General features: G+C 68.2%; 25 protein-coding genes. 14 read left to right on the top strand and 11 right to left on the bottom strand.

What is annotated here, in order from left to right; all coding sequences use genetic code 11:
* Positions 1 to 26: 26 nt before the first annotated feature.
* The 5 genes from AR539_RS07390 to lepB all read left to right on the top strand — a co-directional run bounded on the left by AR539_RS07390 (position 27) and on the right by lepB (position 4,340).
* Complete coding sequence (locus AR539_RS07390; protein ID WP_066436269.1) at positions 27 to 863, top strand: hypothetical protein; 837 nt, start codon at positions 27 to 29, stop codon at positions 861 to 863.
* Between the two features lie 46 nt (positions 864 to 909).
* Positions 910 to 1,560 carry a GNAT family N-acetyltransferase gene (locus AR539_RS07385; RefSeq protein WP_066434263.1) on the top strand — a complete coding sequence of 217 codons (651 nt, stop codon included), beginning with the start codon at positions 910 to 912 and terminating at the stop codon, positions 1,558 to 1,560.
* Positions 1,561 to 1,624: 64 nt separating this feature from the next.
* Positions 1,625 to 2,155: a hypothetical protein gene (locus AR539_RS07380; protein WP_231728523.1), complete on the top strand. Its 531-nt coding sequence runs from the start codon at positions 1,625 to 1,627 to the stop codon at positions 2,153 to 2,155.
* A gap of 92 nt (positions 2,156 to 2,247) precedes the next feature.
* On the top strand, positions 2,248 to 3,852 hold the full coding sequence (locus AR539_RS07375; protein WP_066434258.1) for a multicopper oxidase family protein: 1,605 nt from the start codon (positions 2,248 to 2,250) through the stop codon (positions 3,850 to 3,852).
* 5 nt (positions 3,853 to 3,857) lie between these two features.
* Positions 3,858 to 4,340, top strand: a complete 483-nt coding sequence (gene lepB / locus AR539_RS07370; protein WP_066434255.1) for a signal peptidase I — start codon at positions 3,858 to 3,860, stop codon at positions 4,338 to 4,340.
* A gap of 3 nt (positions 4,341 to 4,343) precedes the next feature.
* Here lepB and AR539_RS07365 read toward each other — a convergent pair whose 3' ends face one another.
* Complete coding sequence (locus AR539_RS07365) at positions 4,344 to 5,786, bottom strand: PhoH family protein (RefSeq protein WP_066434251.1); 1,443 nt, start codon at positions 5,784 to 5,786, stop codon at positions 4,344 to 4,346.
* Positions 5,787 to 6,019: 233 nt separating this feature from the next.
* Positions 6,020 to 6,781: an isoprenyl transferase gene (locus tag AR539_RS07360; protein WP_066436265.1), complete on the bottom strand. Its 762-nt coding sequence runs from the start codon at positions 6,779 to 6,781 to the stop codon at positions 6,020 to 6,022.
* 250 nt (positions 6,782 to 7,031) lie between these two features.
* On the opposite strand from AR539_RS07360, the gene trhA reads away from it, so the two are divergent.
* Positions 7,032 to 7,658 carry a PAQR family membrane homeostasis protein TrhA gene (gene trhA / locus AR539_RS07355; protein WP_066436263.1) on the top strand — a complete coding sequence of 209 codons (627 nt, stop codon included), beginning with the start codon at positions 7,032 to 7,034 and terminating at the stop codon, positions 7,656 to 7,658.
* Positions 7,659 to 7,714: 56 nt separating this feature from the next.
* On the opposite strand, the gene AR539_RS07350 is transcribed toward trhA, so the two are convergent.
* The 3 genes from AR539_RS07350 to mca form a co-directional block, all read right to left on the bottom strand.
* Positions 7,715 to 8,200, bottom strand: coding sequence for an HAD-IA family hydrolase (locus tag AR539_RS07350; RefSeq protein ID WP_082699235.1), 486 nt, complete (start codon positions 8,198 to 8,200; stop codon positions 7,715 to 7,717).
* Positions 8,197 to 8,529 carry a hypothetical protein gene (locus AR539_RS07345; RefSeq protein WP_066434248.1) on the bottom strand — a complete coding sequence of 111 codons (333 nt, stop codon included), beginning with the start codon at positions 8,527 to 8,529 and terminating at the stop codon, positions 8,197 to 8,199. Before AR539_RS07345 ends, AR539_RS07350 begins: the two co-directional genes overlap by 4 nt.
* A 107-nt stretch (positions 8,530 to 8,636) precedes the next feature.
* Positions 8,637 to 9,542 (bottom strand): mycothiol conjugate amidase Mca, encoded by a 906-nt coding sequence (mca, locus tag AR539_RS07340; protein WP_066434246.1) that lies wholly within the window; start codon positions 9,540 to 9,542, stop codon positions 8,637 to 8,639.
* Positions 9,543 to 9,686: 144 nt separating this feature from the next.
* Between mca and AR539_RS07335 the strand changes: the two genes are divergently transcribed.
* Positions 9,687 to 10,145: a DUF4307 domain-containing protein gene (locus AR539_RS07335; protein WP_066434243.1), complete on the top strand. Its 459-nt coding sequence runs from the start codon at positions 9,687 to 9,689 to the stop codon at positions 10,143 to 10,145.
* Between the two features lie 200 nt (positions 10,146 to 10,345).
* Positions 10,346 to 10,840: a transcription elongation factor GreA gene (greA, locus tag AR539_RS07330; protein ID WP_066434241.1), complete on the top strand. Its 495-nt coding sequence runs from the start codon at positions 10,346 to 10,348 to the stop codon at positions 10,838 to 10,840.
* A gap of 117 nt (positions 10,841 to 10,957) precedes the next feature.
* Here greA and AR539_RS07325 read toward each other — a convergent pair whose 3' ends face one another.
* The 4 genes from AR539_RS07325 to AR539_RS07310 form a co-directional block, all read right to left on the bottom strand.
* Positions 10,958 to 11,581, bottom strand: coding sequence for a rhomboid family intramembrane serine protease (locus AR539_RS07325; protein WP_066434238.1), 624 nt, complete (start codon positions 11,579 to 11,581; stop codon positions 10,958 to 10,960).
* 9 nt (positions 11,582 to 11,590) lie between these two features.
* Positions 11,591 to 12,829, bottom strand: a complete 1,239-nt coding sequence (ilvA, locus tag AR539_RS07320; protein ID WP_066434235.1) for a threonine ammonia-lyase — start codon at positions 12,827 to 12,829, stop codon at positions 11,591 to 11,593.
* A 33-nt stretch (positions 12,830 to 12,862) separates the two neighbouring features.
* Positions 12,863 to 14,101: an AI-2E family transporter gene (locus tag AR539_RS07315; RefSeq protein WP_082699234.1), complete on the bottom strand. Its 1,239-nt coding sequence runs from the start codon at positions 14,099 to 14,101 to the stop codon at positions 12,863 to 12,865.
* A gap of 76 nt (positions 14,102 to 14,177) precedes the next feature.
* Positions 14,178 to 15,194 carry an aldose 1-epimerase family protein gene (locus tag AR539_RS07310; protein WP_082699319.1) on the bottom strand — a complete coding sequence of 339 codons (1,017 nt, stop codon included), beginning with the start codon at positions 15,192 to 15,194 and terminating at the stop codon, positions 14,178 to 14,180.
* 88 nt (positions 15,195 to 15,282) lie between these two features.
* Here AR539_RS07310 and galK point away from each other — a divergent pair, with 88 nt between their 5' ends.
* Together galK and AR539_RS07300 are read left to right on the top strand one after the other, a co-directional pair.
* Positions 15,283 to 16,443 (top strand): galactokinase, encoded by a 1,161-nt coding sequence (gene galK, locus AR539_RS07305; protein WP_066434232.1) that lies wholly within the window; start codon positions 15,283 to 15,285, stop codon positions 16,441 to 16,443.
* 20 nt (positions 16,444 to 16,463) lie between these two features.
* Positions 16,464 to 17,702, top strand: coding sequence for an acetyl-CoA C-acetyltransferase (locus AR539_RS07300; protein ID WP_066434229.1), 1,239 nt, complete (start codon positions 16,464 to 16,466; stop codon positions 17,700 to 17,702).
* A gap of 89 nt (positions 17,703 to 17,791) precedes the next feature.
* Here the strand turns inward: AR539_RS07300 and AR539_RS07295 are convergent, their stop codons facing one another.
* On the bottom strand, positions 17,792 to 18,715 hold the full coding sequence (locus AR539_RS07295; protein WP_066434225.1) for a Bax inhibitor-1/YccA family protein: 924 nt from the start codon (positions 18,713 to 18,715) through the stop codon (positions 17,792 to 17,794).
* A 528-nt stretch (positions 18,716 to 19,243) separates the two neighbouring features.
* Between AR539_RS07295 and AR539_RS07290 the strand changes: the two genes are divergently transcribed.
* From AR539_RS07290 to AR539_RS07275, 4 genes are read left to right on the top strand one after another with little or no spacing between them, the layout of a single operon-like run.
* Positions 19,244 to 20,527: a branched-chain amino acid ABC transporter permease gene (locus AR539_RS07290; RefSeq protein ID WP_197410572.1), complete on the top strand. Its 1,284-nt coding sequence runs from the start codon at positions 19,244 to 19,246 to the stop codon at positions 20,525 to 20,527.
* Positions 20,528 to 20,536: 9 nt separating this feature from the next.
* Complete coding sequence (locus tag AR539_RS07285) at positions 20,537 to 21,505, top strand: branched-chain amino acid ABC transporter permease (RefSeq protein ID WP_066434221.1); 969 nt, start codon at positions 20,537 to 20,539, stop codon at positions 21,503 to 21,505.
* Positions 21,502 to 22,605 carry an ABC transporter ATP-binding protein gene (locus AR539_RS07280; RefSeq protein ID WP_066434215.1) on the top strand — a complete coding sequence of 368 codons (1,104 nt, stop codon included), beginning with the start codon at positions 21,502 to 21,504 and terminating at the stop codon, positions 22,603 to 22,605. The genes AR539_RS07285 and AR539_RS07280 overlap by 4 nt, the downstream gene beginning before the upstream one ends.
* Complete coding sequence (locus tag AR539_RS07275) at positions 22,602 to 23,375, top strand: ABC transporter ATP-binding protein (RefSeq protein WP_066434214.1); 774 nt, start codon at positions 22,602 to 22,604, stop codon at positions 23,373 to 23,375. The genes AR539_RS07280 and AR539_RS07275 overlap by 4 nt, the downstream gene beginning before the upstream one ends.
* 402 nt (positions 23,376 to 23,777) lie before the next feature.
* Here the strand turns inward: AR539_RS07275 and AR539_RS07270 are convergent, their stop codons facing one another.
* Positions 23,778 to 25,136, bottom strand: coding sequence for an ABC transporter substrate-binding protein (locus AR539_RS07270; RefSeq protein ID WP_066434211.1), 1,359 nt, complete (start codon positions 25,134 to 25,136; stop codon positions 23,778 to 23,780).
* Between the last annotated feature and the right edge of the window lie 5 nt (positions 25,137 to 25,141).

Below are 25,141 nucleotides of genomic sequence, written 5' to 3'. Positions count from 1 at the left end.
ACCGGGGCCGCGCGTAAACTGTGGATATGGCCGCATGGGACAGCTCGAACCGGCGCGGGACGCGCCAGCCCGGGAACGCCGCGGAACGGACGGCCGCCTTCCGCCACCTGTGCCGCTCCTCGCCGTGGAAGTGGCAGACCCTGCGCTTTGAGTACCTGGACCGGCCTTTCGACGGCGGACCCGGCGCCCCGGGCACCCCGCCGGACCTGGTCCGCGCGTGGCTGCGCCGTCCCGGCGCGCTGCGGCTGGAAACCGCGGACGGGCTGATCCTGGAGAGCACCACCGGCATCAACGATTCGCGCGATGTGTTCTACGTCCGCTCCACACGGAAGACCTGGCTGTTGCCGCCGCACCTGGTCACCCCGGTCTACGACGACCACGGGCTGGTCCGCCGCCGCCCGGAGGCGGCGTACGGCGAACCCGGGTTCGGGAACGGCCGCTTCGCCGCCGCCCTGGACCCTGTGGAGCTGGCCGGCAACGCCCCGGTGCCGCTCGAGTTCCCCAACGCCAACGCGGTCGAACTGGGCACCGTCACCGACGTCGTCCACGAGGGCCGTCCCGCCTTGGAGGCCACCGTGGCGCCGAACCCCGGCTACCGCCCCCTCGACCCCTCCGCCCCGCTGTGCCGGCCGGGCCGCACCCAGGTCCGGATCGATACGGGCACAGGCGTCTGCGTCGCGAGCCGCTGGCTCGACGGCGGACAGGACCAGCCCGGAGAGGACCAGCCCGAACAGGAGGAGTACGGGCACTGGATCCGGATCCTGGCCGTGGACGAGTACATGCTCGATGACCTGTTCCTCGCCGAATCCTTGAACCTCACGGACGTGCGCCGGCACATCAGCTGGGAACTACCCGCCGGCTGAGCGCCTGTGACTGGCCGCGGGCCGCGAGCGCCGCTAGGCTTCCCGGATGACCGAGCTGACCCGCTTCTGGCCGCCATTCGGCCTCACCCTGACCACGCCCCGCCTGGTGCTGCGGCCCATCCGCGACGAGGAGATCCCGGCGGCGGCGGAAGCGGCGCTGAGCGGCATCCACGAACCCGGCCGCAGCCCGTTCAGCAGGCCGTGGGCCGAGGCCCCCGCCGCGGAGCTCAGCCGCAACATGGCGCAGTGGTACTGGCGGTGCCGCGGGGACATGACCCCCGCGGAGTGGACCCTCCTGCTGGGCATCTGGCACGACGGCGCGTTCATCGGCTGCCAGGACGTCGGCGCCAAGGATTTCGCTTCCCTCAAGACGGTGTCCACCGGCTCCTGGCTGCGGCAGAGCGCACAGGGCCGCGGGTTCGGGAAGGAGATGCGTGCCGCCGTCGCCCTCTACGCGTTCGACTGGCTGGGCGCGGAAGCCGCGGAATCCGAGGCCGCCGCCTGGAACCGGCAGTCCCTGGGCGTCTCCCGCGCCCTTGGCTATGAACTCAACGGCGTGGGCCGGGCAGCCTGGGGCGGCACACGCCAGGAGGTCCAGAAGGTCCGCCTCACCCCCGCCGGGTTCATCCGCCCCGGCTGGCAGCTGCAGGTGGAGGGCCATGCCGCCACCGCGGCGTTCCTGGGGATCGACGCCTAGGCAAATTCGGACTGGGACCGCCGGTCACCGGGTTTTCCCAAGTCCGCCGGGCTTGACTGGCACCATGTCCGCCACGGGGGTTGCAGCGACGCCGCCGGAGCACGCCAGACGCCGGCGGATCATCCTTGTTCCCGTCGCCCTGCTTGCCGTCATCGGGCTGGGCCTGGCCTATCTGTTTGTCACGGCGAAACCCGAGCGCAGCGTCCCCCTCGGCGCGTCGGCGTCCGTCCCGGGCGGCATGGCCAGCATCAGCGAGATCGTCCCGGTGGAGAACGACGGCTGGGAACCGGACGACGACGACGACGCCTTTGACGCACCCCCTCCGGCGGGCAGCCACCGGGTGCGGCTGGTGGTCCGTGCCACCGCCCTGGAGCCCGGCGGGATGCGCCTGGACACCCGGAAGTTCAGCATCTCCGGACTGGGCCGGGACGTCTTCCGCCCGGTCTGGCAGTCACCGCCCATGACGGACCTCGAACAGGGCGCCTCGGTCAAGGCGACCCTGGTCTTCGAGGTCCCGGACCAGGCGGTGGCCCTCGTCCTCGACGGCCCCGGCGGCTCCCGGCTGTCGCTGGGGCTGTCCCACCACACCCCGTAGCTGTACTGCCTGGCCGGCATTCTGGAGGTTTTTCCAAGCTCCTGGGCAGACGCTGTCGGCAAAGCACCGATGGTGAAAGGAAGCTGGTCAAGATGTCGGTTACGCGGCGGCAGGCGCTCATCCTTGGCGGAATCGGAATGGTGGGGGCCGGCCTCGTGACAGTGCCCATCTCCGGGGTCAGTGCGAAGTCCGCCAGCCAGCTCAGCAAGAGCGACATGCCGCGGCCCTATGCGACGCCGCTGACCGTCCCCCCGCCGCTGGCGTACCAGACCACCGTCGGCGCCGACGGCGTGACCACCCGCCACTACACCATGACGCAGCGGCTGGGCAGCGCCAGAATCCTGTCCCGGCTGACCACCCCTATCCTGGGGTACAACGGCATCTTCCCCGGCCCCACCATCCGGATCGACCGGGGAACTCGGGCCATCGTGCGTGTCCGCAACCAGCTCCCGGCCACACACCCGACGCTGGGCTACGCCCTGCCGACGTCGACCCATCTTCACGGCTCCGCCTCGCTGCCGCAGTTCGACGGCTACGCCAACGACCTCACCCTCCCCGGGTTCTACAAGGACTACCACTATCCGAACGCCCAGCCGGCGCGGTCCCTCTGGTACCACGACCACGCGGTGCACTTCACGGCGCAGAACGTGTACTCGGGGCTGGCCGGCCAGTTCCTGATCAGCGACCCGGTGGAGAAGGCGCTGCTCCCGCAGGGCGCCTTCGACGTTCCCCTCACCATCAGCGACGCCATGTTCGCGGCCAACGGGGCGCTGGGCTTCGACGACCGGGAGCATTCAGGCCTGTGGGGCGACGTCATCCTGGTCAACGGCAAGCCCTGGCCGGTCATGAAGGTCCAGAAGCGGGTCTACCGCTTCCGGATCCTGAACGCCTCCGTGTCGCGGTCGTACAACTTCAGGCTCAGCACCGGAGACCCTGTCACCGTGGTGGCCACCGACTCCGGACTGGTTCCCGTGGCGCAGACGGTAGGGTCCTGGCGCCACGGCGGCGCTGAACGCTACGAGATCCTGATCGACTTCCGCAAATACGCCGCCGGTACCCGCATCGAACTGCGCAATTCGTCGAACGAGAACAACCGCGATTTCGACAACACCGGCAAGATCATGGCCTTCGACGTCGTCGGGGACCCCGTCAACACGGCGGACCCCACCTGGAACACCATCCCCACTACACTGGCCTCCAGCCATCCCATGAACCTCACGGCAGCCGATGCCACCAAGACCCGCAGGTTCCGGATCAAACACGACGATGACACCAACATCTGGACCATTGACGACCTGACCTGGGAGGAGGTCATCGCCAGCGGTTTCAAGCGGGTGATGGCCGCACCCGCCCTGGATACCGTGGAAATCTGGGAGCTGGAGAACAGTTCGGGCGGCTGGTTCCACCCCATGCACCTGCACCTTGTGGACTTCCAGATCCTCAGCCGCAACGGCAGTCCGCCGTTCGCGTATGAGAAGGGCCCCAAGGACGTGGTGTACCTCGGCGAGCAGGAAACGGTGCGGCTGCTGATCCACTTCGGGCCCCACCGCGGACGCTACATGGTCCACTGCCACAACCTGACCCATGAGGACCACTCCATGATGCTCCAGTTCCGGGTGGGGCTCGGAGCCGACGAGCCGGACCCGAACGATCCGATCACGGCGGCCCCGGCCGTCTGGGATCCCGTAAAGGGCTGACCGGGATGCCGGGCCGGGCACTGGCCGTCGCCGCCGCCTGCCTCGGCGGGCTGCTGGTGTTGCGGCTCTGGGTGGTGGAGCCGATCACGGTCAGTTCTACCAGCATGGAACCCACAGTCCCGGCCGGCAGCGTCGTCTGGCTCAACAAGGCAGGCCCCCAGCTGGCCGGCGTCCGCCCGGGCCAGCTGGTGGTGTTCACCGGCCCGGACGACGGCGAGATGCCCAACCAGGCGGTGCTGCTCAAACGGGTTGTCGCCACCGGCGGCCAGACCGTCGCCATCCGTGACGGCGTCCTCTACGTGGACGGGGCCGAGGCGCGGGAGCCCTACGTCAACCGGCGGACCATTGACGGAGTCTACTTCGGCACGGTGACCGTCCCGCCCGGCCAGCTGTTCGTCCTGGGCGACAACCGGGAGTCCTCAGTGGACTCCCGGGCCTTCGGCCCCATCCCCGCCGCGGCAATCCACGGCACGGTGCTGGGACAGTAACGCCTAGACCTCCGCCCCTTCCAGCAGGTCCGTCACCAGTGCCGCAATCGGCGAGCGCTCCGACCTCGTCAGCGTGACGTGGCCGAAGAGCGGGTGGCCCTTGAGCGTCTCGACGACGGCGGCCACGCCGTCGTGCCGGCCGACCCGGAGGTTGTCGCGCTGGGCGACGTCGTGGGTCAGGACGATCTTGGAGTTCTGCCCGATCCGGCTCATGACGGTGAGCAGGACGTTCTTTTCGAGCGACTGGGCCTCGTCCACGATCACGAAGGCATCGTGCAGGGACCGTCCGCGGATGTGGGTCAGCGGCATCACCTCGAGCATGCCGCGGTCCATCACTTCCTCCACCACCTCCTGGCTGACCAGGGCGCCGAGTGTGTCGAAGACGGCCTGGGCCCACGGGTTCATCTTCTCCGCCTCGGAGCCGGGCAGGTAGCCCAGTTCCTGGCCGCCCACGGCATACAGCGGCCGGAAAACGATCACCTTGCGGTGTTCCCGGCGCTCCAGCACCGCCTCAAGGCCGGCGCAGAGGGCCAGTGCCGACTTTCCCGTTCCCGCCCGCCCGCCGAGGGACACGATGCCCACGGAGGGGTCCATCAGCAGGTCGACGGCCAGCCGCTGCTCGGCCGAGCGCCCGTGCAGCCCGAACACGTCGCGGTCGCCCTTCACGAGGCGGACCTGCTTGTCGGCGCCCACCCGGCCCAGCGCGGATCCCCGCTGGGACAGCAGCACCAGGCCGGTGTTCGCCGGCATCTCCGCCGCTTCCGGGATGAAGACCGGCTCGTGGCCGTAGAGGGTGGAGACCTCCTCCTCGGTGGCGTCGATTTCCGCGACGCCGGTCCAGCCCGAGTCCTTGACCAGTTCGCTGCGGTACTCGTCGGCCTGCAGCCCCATGGCCGAGGCCTTGACGCGCATGGGGAGGTCCTTGGAGACCACAGTGACGTCGCGGCCCTCGTTGGCGAGGTTCTTGGCGACGGCGAGGATCCGGCTGTCGTTGTCCCCGCCGCGGAAGCCGGCCGGGAGCACCTCCGCGGAGATGTGGTTCAGCTCCACCATGAGGGTGCCGCCGTCGTGGCCCAGCGGGATGGGACGGTCCAGCCCGTCGTGCTCCACCCGCAGGTCATCAAGGAGCCGGAGGGCCTTGCGGGCAAAGTAGCCGAGTTCGGGGTCGTGGCGCTTGCCTTCGAGTTCGGTGATCACGACGATCGGCAGGATCACTTCATGTTCCGCGAACCGCAGCAGGGCCCGCGGGTCCGAGAGCAGCACCGAGGTGTCGATCACAAAGCTCCGGCCGCGGTCGGAGGTTGCTGCCCCTTCCCCGGAAACAGCAAAACCGGCCGCGGCGTCACTGGCCGCTGCACCGGTTGTTGAGGTGGCTCGCTTGGCGCGAGAGGTAGCTTTCTGTCCCTGGTCGGTCACGACGTCGGGCAGTTGTTCAGAAATAGCCACATCGACTCCAGCCCCGGGGCGCATGCCCGGAATTGTTATTGGTGAGGCGGCTCGGCCAGGAGGCCGGACGCGGCCTCCCATACACCCGGTGCGGACGTCCGCTCCATGTACTGGCCTCCCCGATCAGCCGGCGGTTTGCCTGCTGATGGGATTAACGTACGTCCGGTATGCGGCGTTTCCGTGCCCATTCACCGGCGATTCCTGTTGCCATCACGTGAACAGCTGTTAACGCCTCAGGAACCGTAGCGGCGCTGCCGGCCGGCGTAGTCGCGGAGGGCCCGGAGGAAGTCCACTTTCCGGAACGCCGGCCACAGGGCCTCGCAGAAATAGAACTCGCTGTAGGCGCTTTGCCACATCAGGAACCCGGAGAGCCGCTGTTCCCCGGAGGTGCGGATCACCAGGTCGGGATCCGGCTGGCCACGGGTGTAGAGGAAGCGGGAGATGTCGTCGACACTGAGGTCGTCGGCCAGTTTCCCGATGTCCGTTCCGCGGGCGACGGCGTCGTGCAGGAGTTCGCGGACGGCGTCGACGATTTCGCGGCGTCCGCCATAGCCGACGGCGACGTTGACGTGGAGTTTCTCCCGCACCGGGGTGCGGGCCGTGAGCCGGTTGAGCCTCGCGGCCAGGTAGTCCGGGAGGAGTTCCGGGGCACCCATGGCATGGACGGAAATGTCGGCGTCCTCATCCAGCCGGTCCAGGGTGTTGGCGATGATGCCCATCAGCAGGTCGAGTTCTTCCCCCGAGCGGTTCATGTTGTCCGTGGACAGCATGTAGAGGGTGACCACCTTGACGCCGAGCTCCTGGCACCAGCCGAGGAATTCGTGGATCTTGTCCGCCCCGGCCTGGTGACCCTGGCTGGTGGGGGCGTTGAACTGGCGGGCCCAGCGGCGGTTGCCGTCCACCATAACGCCGATGTGCCGGGGGATGCGCTCCGGGTCGAGTGACCGCTGGAGTTTGCGCTCGTAGAAGCCGTAGAGGAACCCGGGCATTTCCATCCGGAGTTTCACCTGGCTTCCTTGAAGAACGACTGCTGTGCAAATCCTAGGCTACCGCCCGGAGCGCGGGGCGGCGCGCAAGGGCGGTCCGATGTCACCTGCAACGTATTGTTACTCGCGGGTAACTTACTAGCCCGTAGGTTATTATGGCGGCATGGAAAGCAACACGTCCGGCCACCTCCCGGAGCAGCCTGCGGACCGTGGACACGGCCCGGTGGACGACGCCGCCGTCCGGCTCGCCGAGCTTCTGATGATCAAGCCGAAGTGGCGCGGCTGGATCCACACCGTCACGGCCCCGCTGGCGCTGGCCTCCGGCCTGGTGCTGGTTCTGCTGGCCCCGACGCCGGACCTCAAGATCGCCTGCGCCATCTACGCCTTCACCGGAGTGCTCCTGTTCGGCGTCAGTGCCGTCTACCACCGCGGGAACTGGTCCCCGCGCGTCAAGATCGTGCTGAAGCGCCTGGACCACACGAACATCATGCTGGTCATCGCCGGCAGCTACACCCCGCTGGCGTGGGCGCTCCTGGACCGGGACAAGGCCGAACTGCTGCTGTGGGTGATCTGGTCCGGGGCCATCCTGGGCGTGCTCTTCCGCCTGCTGTGGACCGACGCCCCGCGCTGGCTCTACGTGCCGATCTACATCGCCCTGGGCTGCGGCGCGCTGTTCTATCTGCCGGACTTCTTCGCCGCCAACGTGGCCTCGGCCGTGCTGGTCTGCGTCGGCGGGGCGCTCTACATCACAGGCGCCGTGTTCTACGCCCTGAAGAAGCCGAACATCAGCTACGAGCACTTCGGGTTCCATGAACTGTTCCACGCCCTGACGGTTTTCGCCTTCGCCGCCCACTACATCGCCATCGCCATCGCCGTCCTGAGCTGACTGCACCCAGGCTGATTCCACCGGGGCTGATTCCACCCGGGCTGGTTCAACGCAGCTCAGGCGGGCCGGCCGGCCTCGATGAGCCCGGGCAGCTGCCGCATGTCGGTGAAGACCGTGGTTCCGGGCCCGGAGAGCCGGTCCGCCGGGGTCACCCCGCCGGCGTATGCGAAGACGTGCATTCCGGCCGAGCGGGCGGCCTGGACGCCGTGGGCGCTGTCTTCGACAACCGCGCACCGCTCGGGTGCGGCGCCGAGCGTCCCGGCGGCGTGCAGGAACAGATCCGGGGCCGGTTTGCCGTTGGCGACGTCCGTGGCGCTGAAGATCCGCCCCTCGAAGCGGTGCCATAGCCCGGTCTGCCCGAGCGTGCGCCGCATCTTGGCATGGGTCCCGCTCGAGGCGACGCAGTGCGGGAGCCGGAGCTTATCGAGGGCTTCGACGATGCCGTCCACCGCCGTCAGCCCGTGCTCGAAGGCGTCGCGGTACCACGGCTCGTACTTCCGGTCCCACCCCGCGTCCGGCGGCCCGGACGGGCGGAGCGTCAGCGGCTGCCGGGCTCCGCCTCGCCGTTGGCCTCGGGACGGGTGCCGGGCCGGCCGGCCGGGTCGCCCGCGCCGGTAGCCTGCGGGGCGCCGCCGTCGGCCGCAGCCTCAGCGGCAGCCGCGCGTTCTTCCTCCACCTGGGCGCGGTAGCGGACCCGCCGGATGCGGCGGACCATGTCCACGATCAGCAGGGCCGTCAGCACCACGATGAAGGCGGTGAGGAGGAACCCCAGGAGGCCTGGGGTCACCTGGTCCTGGGACAGCCCGGGGCGCAGCGACGGCGTGGGGGCGGGCGCCGGGGTGGTCGCCAGGGCGATAAGCAAGGAATGCACGGTTGGGACCTTCTATGGGGCTTTGGTGGCGGCACCCGGGCCGGGCGGGGAGCTGCCGGAATCTTTTCCATGACGTCTTCTACGCGTCATAGAAATGGCCTGTCGATCTATCTTAGCCCGGCGAAGAAGTCCTTCTCGGGCAGTTCGGCGGGGACGCGGGACTGGATCAGCGAGTAGTCCTCCCAGGGCCAGACGCGGCGCTGCATGGCCGTGGAGACGGCGAAGAAGAAGCCTTCCGGGTCCACCTGGGTGCGGTGGGCCCGCAGCGCCTCGTCGCGGGCCTCGAAGAAGTCGCCGCACTCAATCTGGGTGGTTGTGGGGTGGGTCGGCGCGGGCGGGGTGTGGCCCTCGGCGTCGGCTTCCAGCCAGGCGGCGAGCCGTTCGGCATACGGCGACTGCAGCCCCGCTTCCTCCAGCGCGAAGTGCAGGGCCCGGAACCGTTCGGGGCTGAACGCACGGTCGTAGTACAGCTTGCTGGGCGTCCAGGCCTCGCCGGTGCCCGGGTAGCGGCCAGGGTCGCCGGCGGCTTCGAAGGCCTCGACGGCGACGCGGTGCGCCATGATGTGGTCCGGGTGCGGGTACCCGCCGTTCTCGTCGTAGCTGAGGATCACCTGGGGCTTGAACGCGCGGACAAGCCGGACCAGCGGGGCGGCGGCCCGCTCCAGCGGCAGGGTGGCGAATGAACCTGCCGGCAGCGGCGGCAGCGGATCGCCTTCGGGCAGCCCCGAATCAACGAAGCCCAGCCAGCGCTGGCGGACGCCCAGGACCTTGGCGGCGTGCTCCATCTCCAGCCGGCGGGCGCCGGCCATGTCGCGCTTGGGGTGCGGTGCGCCCTCCACGGCCGGGTTCTGGATGTCCCCGCGGGAACCGTCGGTGCAGGTAGCCACCAGCACGTCGACGCCGGCGGCGGCGTACATGGCCATCGTGGCGGCGCCCTTGCTCGATTCGTCGTCGGGATGAGCATGGACAGCCAGAAGCCGTAGGGGTGCTGACGGGCTGGTGGACGCTGTCATCGTGGACGGCTCCTCTTTCATCTTCAGGGACGGGACTGCGGGACGGAACGCTGGACGGGACTGCGGCACGGGACTCTGCGGCCAGGCGTGGGGACCGCGAGGGCCGCGGCGGACCCGTCCCGGGATCCACACTAAACTGGACTGGTGACTTCCAAGGATCAGCCTGCCCCGCCCGCACCGGCATCCCCCAGCCTAGCCAATCGCTACGGCGGCCAAAAGCGCACGCTGAGCGGCAAAGCCAAACGCACCATCCTCCTGCTTGCCCTTGCGGCCGGAATGGCCCTGATGGCGTGGATCTCCACATCCAACGCGACGGAAAGCGTCACGTTCAAGGACATCGGCTACAGCACCCCGGATGCCACCCTGGCGGAGATCGATTTCCAGGTCACGAAGGAACCCGCCACCGCCGCCAAGTGCTCGGTCAAGGCGCTGGATTCCAAGTTCGCCGTCGTGGGCTGGAAAGTGGTGGACATCCCGCCCAACGCTGCGGATGCCGGCACCGACGGCGGGCGCACCACGGCCCACCGGGCGACGTTGCGCACCGAGTCCCAGGCCGTCTCCGGCGTCGTCGACAGCTGTTGGATTCCCGACGGCGGAAACTAGCGGCCAGCCGCCGGGCCCGGCTGCCCCGCGGGGTAATACGGCGGTAACACGGTGTGATGCACACCGCAGTGTTCTTTGGTTTATCCACAGCATTGACTACAATGGATCAATACCTCTACCCCGCTGAGCTGGTTGCTGAGATCCATAAGTGGCCACCGTGGCGGGGTCTTTGCTTGTTTGACCATCAAAAGGAGAAGTCCGTGTCGACCACCAACAGCGCAACTGCAGCTTGGCTCACCCAGGAAGCTTTTGACCGCCTGAAGGCAGAGCTGGACCACCTCTCCGGCGCCGGCCGTGCAGACATCGTTCAGAAGATCGAAGCTGCCCGCCAGGAAGGCGACCTCAAGGAGAACGGCGGCTACCACGCTGCCAAGGAGGAGCAGGGCAAGATCGAGGCCCGCATCCGCCAGCTGACCGTGCTCCTCCGCGACGCGCACGTGGGCGAGGCTCCTGCCGACGACGGAATCGTCGAGCCCGGCATGATCGTCGTCGCGAACATCGCCGGCGACGAGGAGACCTTCCTGCTCGGCTCCCGGGAAATCGCCGGCGACTCCGATCTCGACGTCTTCAGCGAGAAGTCCCCGCTGGGCGCGGCCATCGCCGGCCACAAGGAGGGCGACAAGCTCAGCTACACCGCCCCGAACGGCAAGGACATCACGGTGGAGATCATCTCCGCCAAGCCGTACGCCGGCTGACCCGGCGGCTGTGCCGCAAGACAGCGAACGACGCCGGCCCTCCCCATGCGGGAGGGCCGGCGTCGTCCGTTGTTGGCACTGTCGCCCCTGTCGCCGCTGCCTCCGGCGGGGTAGGGGTCAGGCGCGGGGACGGGGCCGTTCCGCCCGCGGGAGGCTGAGCAGCACGGCGGCGACCACTCCCCCGATGGCCCCGCCGAGGTGCGCCTGCCAGGAAACGTAGCCCACCACCGTAGGCAGGATCCCGACCAGGATCCCGCCGTAGGTCAGGAACAGCACCACGGAGAGCAGGATCTGCCACCAGTTGCGGTTGAAGAACCCGCGCACCAGCAGGAACGAGAAGAGGCCGAAGACAAGCCCGGACGCCCCGACCGTGACGTTGAAACCGCCGATCAGCCACACCACCACCCCGGAGGCCAGCCAGCTCAGCGCCAAGGCCGTGAAGAACACCCGGCGCCCGGACAGCAGCACCAGGAAGCCGAAGATGATCAGCGGGAGCGTGTTGGAGAAGAGGTGCGCCAGGTTGGCGTGCAGCAGCGGAAACGTGAAGATGTCCAGGAGGCCGTCCAGGCTGCGCGGGCGCAGCCCGAACGTGCCGTTGAGGGAGCGCAGCGACAGGGCGTTGATGACCTCGATGACGTACAGCACCAGGACGAACGATCCCACCACCACCAACCCCTTACGGGCGCGTCCGGCGGCTGTGTCGACGGCGCGCGGCGTGCCGTCCCTGGTGGAATCGAGCATCACGTCCCCCTAATGCACCACGATCGGCTGGAAGCCCTCGGCCCGGAGTGCCGCGAGGACCTTCTCGCAGTGTTCGTGGCCCTTCGTCTCCAGGTTGACGGTGATGGACACGTCCCCCATGCTGATCGAGCCGCCCACGCGGGTGTGGTCCAGGCCCGTCACGTTGGCGTCGTTCTCGGCGATGATGCGGGCGATCGTGGCCAGCGAGCCCGGGCGGTCGTCCAGCATCATCCGGACCGTCATGTACCGTCCCGCGGCGGAGAGGCCGCGCTGGATGACCTTGAGCATCAGCATGGGGTCGATGTTGCCGCCGGAGAGCACCACGGCCACGGTGCCCGGGTTCTCGATCTTGCCTTCCATGAGCGCGGCGACGCCCACCGCGCCGGCGGGCTCGACCACCATTTTGGCGCGTTCCAGCAGGAAGATCAGCGCCCGGGCGAGGGCGTCCTCGCTGACGGTGACGACGTCGTCGACAAGTTCCCGGATGATGCTGAAGGGCAGCTGGCCGGGCCGGCCGACGGCGATGCCGTCGGCCATGGTGGAAACGCGTTTGAGCGGCACCAGCGCGTCCGCGGCGAGCGAGGGCGGGTAGGCAGCCGCGTTTTCGGCCTGGACGCCGATGATCCGGATCTCGCGGCCCAGTTCCTTGGCCCGCGCCTTGACGGCCACGGCGACGCCGGCCAGGAGCCCGCCGCCGCCCACGCCCATCAGGATGGTGTCGACAAACGGGACCTGCTCAAGGATTTCCAGTCCCACCGTGCCCTGGCCGGCGACGACGTCGACGTCGTCGAACGGGTGGACGAAGACGGCGCCGGTCTCATCCGCGTAGCGCTTCGCCTCGGCGAGCGCCTCGTCGACGTTGTGGCCGTGCAGGACCACTTCGGCGCCGTGGCTGCGGGTGGCGGCGAGTTTGGGCAGGGCGACGCCCAGCGGCATGTAGATCCGCGCCTTGATGCCCAGGCTCTTGGCCGCGACGGCCACACCCTGGGCGTGGTTGCCGGCGGATGCCGCCACAACCCCGCGCTTCTTCTCCTCCGGGGAGAGCTTGGCCATCCGGACATACGCGCCGCGGACCTTGAAGGACCCTGCGCGCTGCAGGTTCTCGCACTTGAGGAAGACCTCGCCGCCCACCATGCCGCCCAGGGCGCGGGAGGATTCAACCGGCGTCCGCGTAATAATCCCGTCGAGCAGCTTCTGCGCCTCCAGGACATCGTCCAGCGTGACGGGCAGGCTCTCAAGGGTGTTCACGAACTAGTCTCCTTTGTCGGATCAGTTGTCGGCTCAGTCGGCGGGCTGGGGGCGCGGATCCGGCTCCGGCGCCCCGCCCGGGCCCGCGGTGGCCAGCGCACTTTCATGTTCCCACGTTCTGCCGGCAATGTAGCGAATCGACGAGTTTGCTACGGCGAGGATCGGAACGGAGAACAGGGCGCCGGGAATGCCGGCGAGGTACGAACCGGCGGCGACGGCGAGGATGACGGCGACCGGGTGCAGGGACACGGCCTTGCCCATGACCAGCGGCTGGAGGATGTGGCTTTCCAGCTGCTGGACCAGCAGGACGATGCCGAGCATCACCAGGGCGTTCACCCAGCCGTTGGCGACGAGGGCCAGGAGGACGGCGACGGCGCCGGTGACGAGGGCGCCGACGATCGGGATGAAGGAACCGAGGAACACCAGCACACCCAGCGGCAGGGCCAGCGGCACGCCGATGATCGCCGCGCCGACGCCGATCCCGACGGCGTCCACGAAGGCGACGAACATCTGGATGCGGGCGTAGCTCACCATGGAGGCCCAGCCCACGCGGCCGGCCCCGTCCGTGGCGGCACGGGCTTTCCGGGGCAGCAGCCGCACCAGGAAGGACCAGATGCGGCCGCCCTCGAGCAGGAAGAAGATGAGGATAAAGAGGGCCAGGATCATGCCGGCCGCGAAGTGCCCGGCGGTGCTGCCGAAGGACAGGGCACCGCTGAGGATGCTGCTGCTGTTGTTCTGCAGCGCCTCGGTGCCGTCCTTGATGTACTGGTCGATCTGGGCCGCGGAGAGGTGCAGCGGCCCGTCCGCGAGCCAGGCCTGGATTTTCTGGATCCCGGTCAGCGCCTGGCTCCACAGTTCCGCGAACCCGGCCACGAGCTGCCGGCCCACCAGGGCCAGGGCTCCGCCGATCACGCCAATGAATCCCACGACAGTGATGGCGACGGCGAGGCCGTTGGGGACCCGGTTCCTCCGCAGCCAGTTGTTCACCGGCGAGAGCAGCCCGGCCAGCAATGCCGCCACCATCACGGGGATCAGCAGGAAGCTGACTTTGCTCAGGAGCCAGACGAGCGCGCCGGCCATCAGGAAAATGAGTCCGAGGCGCCATGACCAGGACGCGGCGATCCGCACTCCGTACGGGATGTCCTGGTCGATCTCCCGGTCGGTGACCACACGCAGCGGCGGGGCGATGCCTGGTCTGTTTCCTGGCTCCCTGCCCGGGTCCGTGCCGGCGGCACGGGGGTCTCGCGGGGCGGAATCGTCAGCAGGCGTCATAGCCCCATGATTCACCAGCACTCCCCCGTATGGGAAACGCAGATGGGAAACGCGGGATGGGAAACCGCGGCCGCTGTTACGGCTCAAGGGATGCGCTGATGCCCCACGTCATGGCGAAATGCTCTCCCGGAGCCAGCCAGCGGAGGCCGTCGCCGCTGTTGAAGGCGTTGGCCGGCCCGGTCATGGGTTCGATCGCCACCGCCTTGGACCGGCCCGGGAACTGCGTGGTCACAAAAACGTGGACGTAGCCGCAGGCCTCGTCCTGCCAGAGGCTCACGCTGCGCCCGTCCGGCGCCCGCAGCGTATGGCGGGCGATGCCGCCGTCGAACGTCAGGTCGGTGTAGGCGGAGTCGAGCTCCAGGCCGTCCACCAGCCGCCCTCCGCGGAGGTCGAAGTCGCCGGACACCGGTTCTGTGCGGCGCGGGATCAGGCGCTGGTCCGTCACCAGCCTCGTGCCGGCGCGGACCGTGAGGACCAGTTCCTCGCTGGGCACGTCCCCCAGCCGGAGGTAGGGGTGGGCGCCGAGGACGAAGGGGGCGGGTTCCTGGGAGTCGTTGACCAGCTGCTGCCGGACCACCAGGCCAAGGTCCGCGTCGAGTTCGTAGCGCACGCGGTGGCGCAGCAGGAAGGGGTAGCCGTGCTGCGGGAACACGGCCGCCTCGAGGGTGACCGAGAACTCCGACTCGTCCACCAGTTCATACGAGGCGTTGCGCAGCAGCCCGTGGCTGGCGTTGTTCCGGGACGGCTCGGTGATGTCCAGCTGCTGCTTCCTGCCCTTGAGGTGCCACACGCCGTCCTCCACCCGGTTGGCCCAGGGCGCCAGCGTGATCCCGGCCGCGCCCGGCGCGATCTCCCCGTCACCGTAGGTTTCCGTCAGGACCGTGCCGCCGCGGCTGTACAGCCGCAGCCCGGCGGCCAGTTCGGTGACGACGGCGAGCGCGTCACCGCGGCGCAGCTCGTACTGCCGGCCGGTGGCATAGCGCCGGACTGTTTCGTCCGGGCCGGCCGGGCCGAAGGAAGCGGCAGGGCTGACGTAAGCGGCAGGGCCGCTGGTCTGGGGAGCGTCGGGGGAAACGGGGGTCTGCGGGTCCATGGTCACCACCGTACCCAGCCGCGCGCCGCGGCGTATACCGTGGAGCCATGACCCGCTCCCCCGGCATGGCCTCCGCAGGCAGCCCCGCATGACGCTCCCCCTCGACGCAGAGGCCCTGGCGGCCCGGTTTGAATCCGTCTTTGGCGCGCCACCGGCCGGGGTGTGGCAGGCGCCGGGCCGGGTGAACCTGATCGGCGAGCACACCGACTACAACGAGGGCTTTGTGCTGCCGTTCGCGATCGACCGGACCGCCCGCGTGGCGGTGCGCCTGCGGACGGACTCCACCATCCGGCTCCTGTCCACCTTTGGGAACCAGGGGCTCACCACCGCGGACGCGGACTCCCTCAGCCGCGACACCGCGCGCGGGTGGACCAAGTATCCGCTGGGCGTCCTGTGGGCGCTGCAGCAGCACGGGCTCCCGGTCGGCGGGCTGGACCTGCTCCTCGACTCCGATGTTCCCCGCGGCGCCGGGCTGTCCTCGTCCCACGCCATCGAGTGCGCCGTGATCACGGCAGTCAACGAGCTGGCCGGGGCGGGCCTGGATGCCCGGGACATGGTCCTGGCCACCCAGCGGGCCGAGAACGACTTCGTCGGGGCCCCCACCGGCATCATGGACCAGTCAGCGTCCCTGCGCGGGGCGGCCGGCCACGCCCTCTTCCTGGACTGCCGGGACCAGGCCAGCCGGCTGGTGCCGTTCGACGCCGAAAGCGCCGGGCTGGTGACGCTGGTGATAGATACCAGGGTGTCGCACTCCCATGCGGGCGGCGGGTATGCCGAGCGGCACGCCTCGTGCGAGCTCGGCGCCGGGGTCCTGGGGGTACGGGCCCTGCGCGACGTCGGCCTGGGCGACCTGGAGGAGGCCAGCGGCCTGCTGGACCCGGTGACGTTCCGCCGGGTGCGGCACGTGGTGACGGAAAACGACCGGGTCCTGCAGACGGTCCAGCTCCTGGAGGGCAGCGGCCCCGGGGAGATCGGCCCGCTGCTGGATGCGTCCCATGCCTCCATGCGGGACGATTTCGAGATCTCCTGCCCCGAACTGGACCTCGCCGTGGACGTTTCCCGCTCCGCCGGCGCGGTCGGTGCCAGGATGACGGGCGGCGGCTTCGGCGGTTCGGCCATTGCGCTCACCCCGGTGGCGGCCGAGCAGCAGGTGCGCGCCGCCGTCGGGCAGGCCTTCCGCCGGGCCGGGTACCCGGCCCCGGAGATCTTTGCCGTGCGTCCCGCGGCCGGGGCGATGCGCCTGGCATAGGCGGGGCGTAGGCTGGCCGCATGCCGGACGCCGTGATTGTTTCCACTGCCAGAAGCCCCATCGGACGCGCCTTCAGAGGCTCGCTGAAGGACGAACGCCCCGACGACCTTGCGGCCGCCATGGTGTCCGCGGCGCTGGCCCGCATTCCGTCCTTCGACGCGGCGGACGGGAACGGCCGGGGCCTGGACGACCTCTACCTCGGCTGCGCCGAGCCCAGCGGCGAGGCCGGTTCCAACATGGCCCGGGTGGTCACCATCCTGGCCGGGCTCGACGACGTTCCAGCCGCCACCATCAACCGCTTCTGCGCCTCCAGCCTGCAGACGCTGCGGATGGCGTTCCATGCCATCAAGGCCGGAGAAGGGCACGCCTTCGTGGCGGCCGGGGTGGAGGCCGTGTCCCGCTACCGGGACTGGGCCGGCGCAGGCGAGACGGACGCCAGCACCCACAACCCGCGCTTTGACGCGGCGCGGCAACGCACGGCCGCCAGGGCCCGCTCCAACACCCCGTGGACCGATCCGCGGATGGGCGGACGCATGCCGGACATCTACATCGCCATGGGCCAGACCGCGGAGAACGTGGCCACCAGCTACGGCATCAGCCGGGCCGACCAGGACGCCTGGGCCGTGCTGAGCCAGAACCGCGCCGAGGCGGCCATTGCCTCGGGTTTCTATGCCCGCGAGATCACGCCCTACACCCGCAAGGACGGCACCGTAGTCGACCGCGACGATTCCCCGCGGGCCGGGGTCACCGTTGAGTCCGTCAGCGCCCTGCAGCCGGTCTTCCGCGCCGAGGGCACGGTCACCGCGGGCAATGCCTGCCCCCTGAACGACGGCGCGGCCGCCCTCGTGGTCATGAGCGACACACGGGCACACGAGCTCGGGCTGGAACCCTTGGCCCGGATTGTCTCCACGGGTGTCAGCGCCCTCTCCCCCGAGCTGATGGGCATGGGCCCGGTGGAAGCCAGCCGCCGGGCACTCAAGCTCGCCGGGCTGGGCATCCAGGACATCGACCTCGTGGAACTCAACGAGGCCTTCGCGGTGCAGGTAGTCGCCAGCGCGAAGGAACTCGGGATCGACCACGACAAGCTCAATGTCCACGGCGGCGCCATTGCCCTGGGCCACCCCTTCGGCATGACCGGCGCCCGCATGGCCACCACCCTGCTCAACGGCCTCCGGGAGCGCGACGCGTCGCTCGGCCTGGCAACACTCTGCGTGGGCGGCGGCCAGGGCATGGCCGTGGTGCTGGAGCGGCTGGCCTGAGGTACAAAAAGGGAGCCCCGCCGTCCCGAGGTGCTCGGTCCGGCGGGGCTCCCCGCTGTGGTTTTGCCGGCTGCAGTCAGCCGCGGTTGTTACTCGTCGCCGCGGAGAATGGCCAGGAGCCGGATGATCTCCACGTAGAGCCACACCAGGGTGACGGTGAGGCCGAAGGCCGCGGTCCAGGAGAAGCGCTGCGGGGCGCCGCTGCGGACGCCGGCCTCGATGCTGGTGAAGTCCATGACCAGGGAGAACGCGGCCAGGCCGATCGCCAGCACGCCGATGAAGACGCCCAGCGGGATGCCGGCAATCTGGATCTCGGTGCGCAGGCCGAACGGGGAATCAACCGCGCCGGTCCACATCATCACCATGTTGACCAGCGCAAAGACGGCGTAGCCGATGGTCGCGATCATAAAGAAGCGCATGGCCTTCGGCGTGGCCCGGACCTTGCCGTTCTTGAAGAGCACCAGCGTCACGGCGAACACGGACAGCGTGCCGACCACGGCCTGCAGGCCGACGCCCGGGAACATGTTGTCGAGGATCCGGGTCAGGCCACCGAGGAACAGGCCTTCAAGGGCGGCGTAGGCCAGGATCAGCGCCGGTGACGGCTGCTTCTTGAAGGTGTTGACCAGAGCGAGGACGAAGCCGCCCAGCGCGCCGACGATCATCAGCGTGTAGGCCAGGCTCTCGGCCACCACCAGGGTGACGGCGGCACCGGCAACCACTGCGCCAAGGCAGGCCGCGGTCTTCATGATGACGTCGTCATAGGTCATGCGTCCCGTGTCGGCGGGGCCGGCAGCGGGCTGGTTGTACATGTCCTGCAGCTGCTGCTGGGTCATGCCCTGCTGTGCAGGGTTCCAACCGGTCTGGGTCTGACCGTACTGGGCCTGGCCGAACTGGGGCTGGCCATAGGCGTTCTGGCCGTAGGGGCCCTGTCCGTAAGCCTGCGGGGCAGGCGGTGCCTGGGTTGCTCCACGGAAGTTCTTTCCGTTGAAGACTGGGTTTCCGCCAAGTGCCATTGCGGGTGTCCTCCAAATAAAGGGGGTGAATGATGGTCCGGTGATGTGCCACGGGTGCCGCTTGCACCACGCTACCAATATCAACCGCCGACGTGCAGCGATAGTTCCCGGAACAGTGCTGCCGCAACCCAACCGTGACCTCGCGGGCGCGTCCGCGGGCCCCGGGGGGGTACTGGGCGCGGCGCGGGAGCCGACTGTTTAGGCATACTCAGGATCAACAAAAGTTTACTTTAGGACCGGTAAACCACCCTGCTATCACTGCTTCACGGTTGTTACCTGATCGCGACGTTCTGCCTGCTCGCGACGGCATTCATCACCCCCATCGGGCTGTAACATGGGCCCAACAGGGTGACGGACATCACAAGCCCAACTGCTCCACCGCATCGCACCACGCACCACATCCCGTCACCCTGACCGTTCGCAGCGGTTGCAATGGCGCAACCCACACCACCCCCATGTGGAGGTTTCATTTTGAGAAGCACACCGAGAGGCCTGTCGCAGAGACGGCGCGGCAGACTGCTGAAAGTTGTGGGGGCTGTTTTTGCCGCCGTAGCCGCGCTCCTGCTGATCGTCGCGCCGGCATCCCAGGCCACGAGCCCCTCGCCGACACCATCCCCGTCGGCCACCACGTTCCAGAACAGCATCAGCGGCTTCCTGCGCGGCGATGACCGCGCGCCGATCGCCGATGTCACCATCACCGCCAAACAGGGCGACTTCACCGGGACCACGAAGTCCGGCGCCAACGGCTCCTGGACCATCGGAGTCCCTGCCCAGGGCACCTACGAAATCGAACTGGACGAGTCCACCCTCCCCGAAGGCATCAAGCTCGCCGACGGCCAGGAGAACCCGCGGCAGGTCACCTTCAGCCAGACCTCCAACCTTTCGGTGATCTTCGCGTTCGGTGAAGGCATTGTGGTGCAGCAGCAGGACTTCGGCCAGAACCTGATCAACCGCCTGGTGGCCGGCCTGAGCTTCGGCCTTCTGCTGGCCCTCGCCGCCGTCGGCCTCTCGCTGATCTTCGGCACCACCGGCCTGACCAACTTCGCCCACGGCGAGATGGTCACCCTGGGCGCGGTCCTGGTCTTCGCGTTCAACGCCATGAACCTGCCGTTCTGGCTGGCCATTCTGCTGGCGGTCGCCGGCGGCGGCTTGTTCGGCTATGTCCAGGACGCCGGCCTCTGGAAGCCCCTGCGGCGCCGCGGCACCGGCCTGGTTCCGATGATGATCGTCAGCATCGGCCTCGCACTGGCCGTCCGCTACGTGATCCAGTTCTTCTTCGGCGGCGCCACCCAGCAGCTGCCCTTCGCCCAGAGCGCGGAGATCCAGATCGGCCCGATTTCCATTTCGCCCAACAACCTCTGGTCCCTCGTGATCAGCGCCGTTGTCATCGCGGTCCTCGGCGTCGTCCTGCTCAAGACCCGCCTCGGCAAAGCCACCCGCGCAGTCGCCGACAACCCGGCACTGGCAGCGGCCTCCGGCATCGACGTCGACTCCGTCATCCGCATTGTCTGGGTGACCGGCGGCATGCTCGCCGCCCTCGGCGGCATCCTGTGGGCGTACTACCGGCCCGGCGTCACGTTCGACATGGGTTCGCAGATCCTGCTGCTCATCTTCGCCGGCGTCACCCTGGGCGGCCTCGGCACGGTGTGGGGTGCCCTCATCGGATCCATCATCGTCGGTATCTTCGTGGAGCTGACCACCGTGTTCGGCCTCGCTGCCGACCTCAAGTACGTGGGAGCCCTCTTCATCATGATCATTGTCCTTCTGATCCGGCCCCAAGGCATCTTGGGCCGGCGCGAGCGCGTGGGTTAGGAGACAGCCATGGACTTCGGATTTATTTTCTCCAGTGCTGCCGGTGAGCTGTTCAGCCCGACGACGGCTGCCTACGCCCTGGCCACCCTCGGCCTGGCGGTTCACTTCGGCTACGCAGGCCTGCTCAACTTCGGCCAGGCCGGCTTTATGGCGGTGGGGGCCTACGGCTTCGCCATCTCCACCCTGACCTTCGGTGTTCCGTTCTTTATCGGCGTGCTCATCGCGGTGGTCTGCTCGGCGATCTTCGCGCTGCTGCTGGGTATTCCAACCCTCCGCCTGCGCGCCGACTACTTGGCAATCGTCACCATCGCGGCGGCGGAAATCGTGCGCTACATCGTCACCACCAACCAGCTGACCTCGGTGACCGGTTCGGCCAACGGCCTGGCCGCTTTTGAGGGCGGGTTCTATGCGATGAACCCGTTCCCCGAAGGTTCATACTTCGGCATGAACAACCGCGACTTCTTCATCCGCGTTGTTGGCTGGTCCCTCGTGGCCGTCTGCTGCCTCCTGGTGTGGCTGCTGATGCGCAGCCCGTGGGGGCGCGTCCTCAAGGGCATCCGTGAGGACGAAAACGCCGTCCGCTCGCTCGGCAAGAACGTGTACGCCTACAAGATGCAGGCACTAATCATCGGTGGCGTCCTCGGCGCCCTTGCCGGCATGATCTTCACGCTCCCCCGCGGCGCGGTCCAGCCGGCAAACTACGGCACCGAGCTGACCTTCTTCCTCTACACCTGCCTGCTGCTCGGCGGCCTCGGCACGGTGCTGGGGCCGGTGGTCGGCGCCATGATCTTCTGGGTGGTGCTGTCCCTCACCCAGGGCATCCTGTACGGGCTGATCGAGTCCGGCACCATCACGTGGCTGAACACCGTCCAGGCCGGCCAGCTGCGCTACATCCTGGTGGGTGTCGCCCTGATGCTCCTGATGATATTCAGGCCGCAGGGCGTCCTCGGCAATAAGAAGGAGCTGGCGTTCGCATGAGCACGCAGAACGAAGAGTCCCGCCCGGGAACGACCCCGGGGAACCCGGGAAATACAGAAAACATCGACTACATGACGGACACGCGTCCGATTGCCGCGGGCGAGACCGCCCCCGGCTGCAAAAAGCGCGATCCGATCGTGGTGGCGGAGAACGTCACCCGCAGCTTCGGCGGCATCAACGCCGTCGACGTCGAGTACCTGGAGATCCCGCGGCACAAGATCACGGCACTGATCGGCCCCAACGGCGCCGGGAAGACCACGCTGTTCAACCTCCTGACCGGCTTCGACACCCCGAACACGGGCAAGTGGCAGTTTGAAGGCAACAGCCTCGCCGGGGTGTCCTCCTACAAGGTGGCCCGCATGGGCATGGTCCGCACGTTCCAGCTGACCAAGGTCATGGGCAAGCTCACGGTGATGGAGAACATGCGCCTGGGCGCCTCCCAGCAGTCCGGCGAGCGGCTGTCCAAGGCCCTTTTCAAGGGTATCTGGGGCGGCCAGGAAAAGAAGATCACCGAGGAAGCCAACGTCCTGCTGCAGAAGTTCAAGCTGGACGCCAAGAAGGACGACTATGCAGCGTCCCTCTCCGGCGGCCAGCGCAAACTTCTGGAGATGGCCCGCTCCCTTATGGTTCGGCCGAAGCTGGTGATGCTCGACGAGCCGATGGCCGGCGTGAACCCGGCGCTGACGCAGTCCCTGCTTGACCACATCAAGAACCTCAAGGCCGAGGGCATGACCGTGCTGTTCGTCGAGCACGACATGCACATGGTCCGGCACATCGCGGACTGGGTGGTAGTCATGGCCGAAGGCAAGATCGTGGCTGAAGGCCCGCCCGCCGAGGTCATGAAGAACCCGGCCGTGATCGACGCCTACCTCGGCGCCCACCACGACGTGGACCTGGGTGACTCCGAGGGCATCAAGGAACTGGCCGCCGAGCTGGTCGCCGATGAGGAATCGATTGTCGGCACCGAGAACGCCGGCATCATCTCCCTCGACGTCGTTGCCTCCGAAACAGCGGAGCCTGCGCAACCGGACACCAGCGGTCCGGTGCGCGGCCGGCGCAGCGCCGAGGAACCGAACCGCACAGACAAGGACACACCATGAGCGCCACCAGCGCGGCAGCCGCCGCAACGCCTGTCGAGGGCGACGCACCGGTCGTCAAGGTCACCGATCTGGTGGCCGGCTACCTCCCTGGCGTCAACATCCTCAACGGCTGCAGCATCGAGGCCCGCAAGGGTGAGCTGATCGGCATCATCGGACCCAACGGTGCCGGCAAGTCCACCCTGCTGAAGGCGATGTTCGGCCTGGTCAAGGTCCATTCCGGTTCGGTTGTGGTGCGCGGCCAGGACATCACCGGGCTGAAGGCCAACAAGCTGGTCAGCCGGGGCATCGGTTTTGTGCCCCAGACCAACAACGTGTTCGCCGCCCTGACCATCGAGGAAAACCTCCAGATGGGCATGTTCCAGCGGCCCAAGGACTTCGCCAAGCGGTTCGAGTTCGTCTCGGACCTGTTCCCGGAGCTGGCGAAGCGTCGGGCCCAGCGTGCAGGGTCGCTGTCCGGCGGCGAACGCCAGATGGTCGCCATGGGACGGGCCCTCATGATGGATCCGGCCGTGCTGCTGCTGGACGAGCCCTCCGCAGGCCTCTCCCCCGTCAAGCAGGACGAGACCTTCCTGCGGGTCCACGAGATCAACCGGGCCGGCGTCTCCGTCATCATGGTGGAACAGAACGCGCGCCGCTGCCTGCAGATCTGTGACCGCGGCTACGTCCTGGACCAGGGCAAGGACGCGTACACCGGCACCGGGCGCGAACTCATGAAGGACCCGAAGGTCATCCAGCTGTACCTGGGCACCCTCGCCGACACCGTCGAGTAGTCCTCCGCACAGCCAAGAAGGGCCGTCACCAGCCGGTGGCGGCCCTTCTGCGTGTCCAGGGCATGTGGGAGGCCCCCGGGGCGGCGGGCGACCTCCGGCCGCCGCAGGCAGCCACTTGCTCGGCGCCTGCGCTCGTTCCTCACGCAACAACGGCGCTTTCACAAGCACCTGCCTCCGTCGTCCTCTTCTGTGGCTTCCCCTTCCGCCGTGGGCCAAACGCAACAACGGCGCTTTCGCAAGCACCTGCCTTCGGCGCCCTCGGCGTTCGTCTCACCTTCCGCACCCCGCCGTCGGGCCTACCTGTGCCGCCTACAAGCCTTGACCTGCGTAACGCTGGGCCGAGACACCAAAAAGCCCCCGTCCGGTGGACGGGGGCCTCTTGGTGGCTAGGAAGCGGCGGGCTTAGAGCTTGCCGAACTCTTCCTTGGATGCCTTGTAGCTGTTGTCATCCTGGTACTCGTAGATGCCGATGTAGGCTTCCGTCGGATCGCCGGCGTCGGAGAACGTTACGGGGCCGGACTGGCCTTCGTAGTCGATGTCCTTGCCTTCGCGGAGCAGGGTGACGCAGGAGGCGAAGTCGCTGCACTTCTCGCCAACTTCAGAGACTGCCTTGAGCTGAGCGGCGATGTCGGCGCCCTTGGTGCTCTTGGCGGCTTCGGAAGCCAGTGCGATCAGGTTCACAGCGTCGTAGGACTCGCCTGCGTAGCTGAAGTCCTTCAGGGCCGGATCGATGGCGAGGAGCTTCGTGCGGAACGCTTCCTTGGCGAAGGTGCCCGGGATGGTGCCCTGGGCGCCCTTCAGGGTGCCGGCCTGGAAGTCCTTGCTGTAGTCGGACGTGTTGCCGTCCACGAGGAACATCTGGGTGGGCTTGACGCCCTTGCCGGTCATCAGCGGAACGATGCTCTTGGCCTGGTCGAAGGTGATCAGGGCGATGGCGTCCGGCTTCGCGGCCAGGACCTTGTCCACCTGGCTGCTGAACTGGGAGTCGCCTTCGTTGAAGAGTTCCTCGGCCACAACCTTGCCGCCTGCCGCCTCGAACGCGGACTTCACGTTCTTTGCGAGGCCGGTTCCGTAAGCGTCGTTCAGTACGATCATGCCAACGGTCTGGGCGCCACAGGTGGCCATGTAGTTGCCGAGGACCTTGCCCTGGAGGACGTCCGAGGGGGCGGTGCGCCAGTAGAGGCCCTTGTCGTCCCAGTCGGTGAAGTCCGGGGAGGTGTTGGCCGGGGAGAACTGGATGACGCCCGCGCCGGTGATCTGGTTGATCACGGTCTTGGAGACGCCGGAGGATGCAGCGCCGATGATCGCGCTGACGCCCTGGCCCAGCAGTGCCGTGGTGGACTGCGTGGCGATGTCCGTCTTGGTGTCACCGGAGTCGCGGTGGATGACCTCGACGGGCTTGCCCAGCACGCCGCCGGCGTCGTTGACTTCCTTGATGCCAAGGTTGACACCCGCGATTTCGGGCGGGCCGAGGAAGGCCAGCGAACCGGTGGTCGGCAGGAGCGAGCCGATCTTCAGCGGGGTGTCGGTGGTGGTGCTAGATGCGGGAACCGGCCCGGTGTTGGTCGCGGCAGCGGTGCCGGCGCCAGCACCAGCGCTGGGAGCCGGGCAGGCGATGCCCGCGGCGTTGGCGGAAGCGGTTCCGGATCCGGTCGCCGTCGGGGTGGACGAGCCACCACAGGCCGTGGCCAGAAGGGCGACGCCGATGCTCAATGCGGTGAGCTTAGCAATGCGCGGCGCCGCCTGGGGGAGTGAAGTCATTTACA

It is taken from the genome of Arthrobacter sp. EPSL27, assembly GCF_001512305.1.
Lineage (GTDB): Bacteria > Actinomycetota > Actinomycetes > Actinomycetales > Micrococcaceae > Arthrobacter.
Note: the sequence above shows the minus strand (reverse complement) of the source record. Positions and strands in the feature narration are given on the sequence as shown.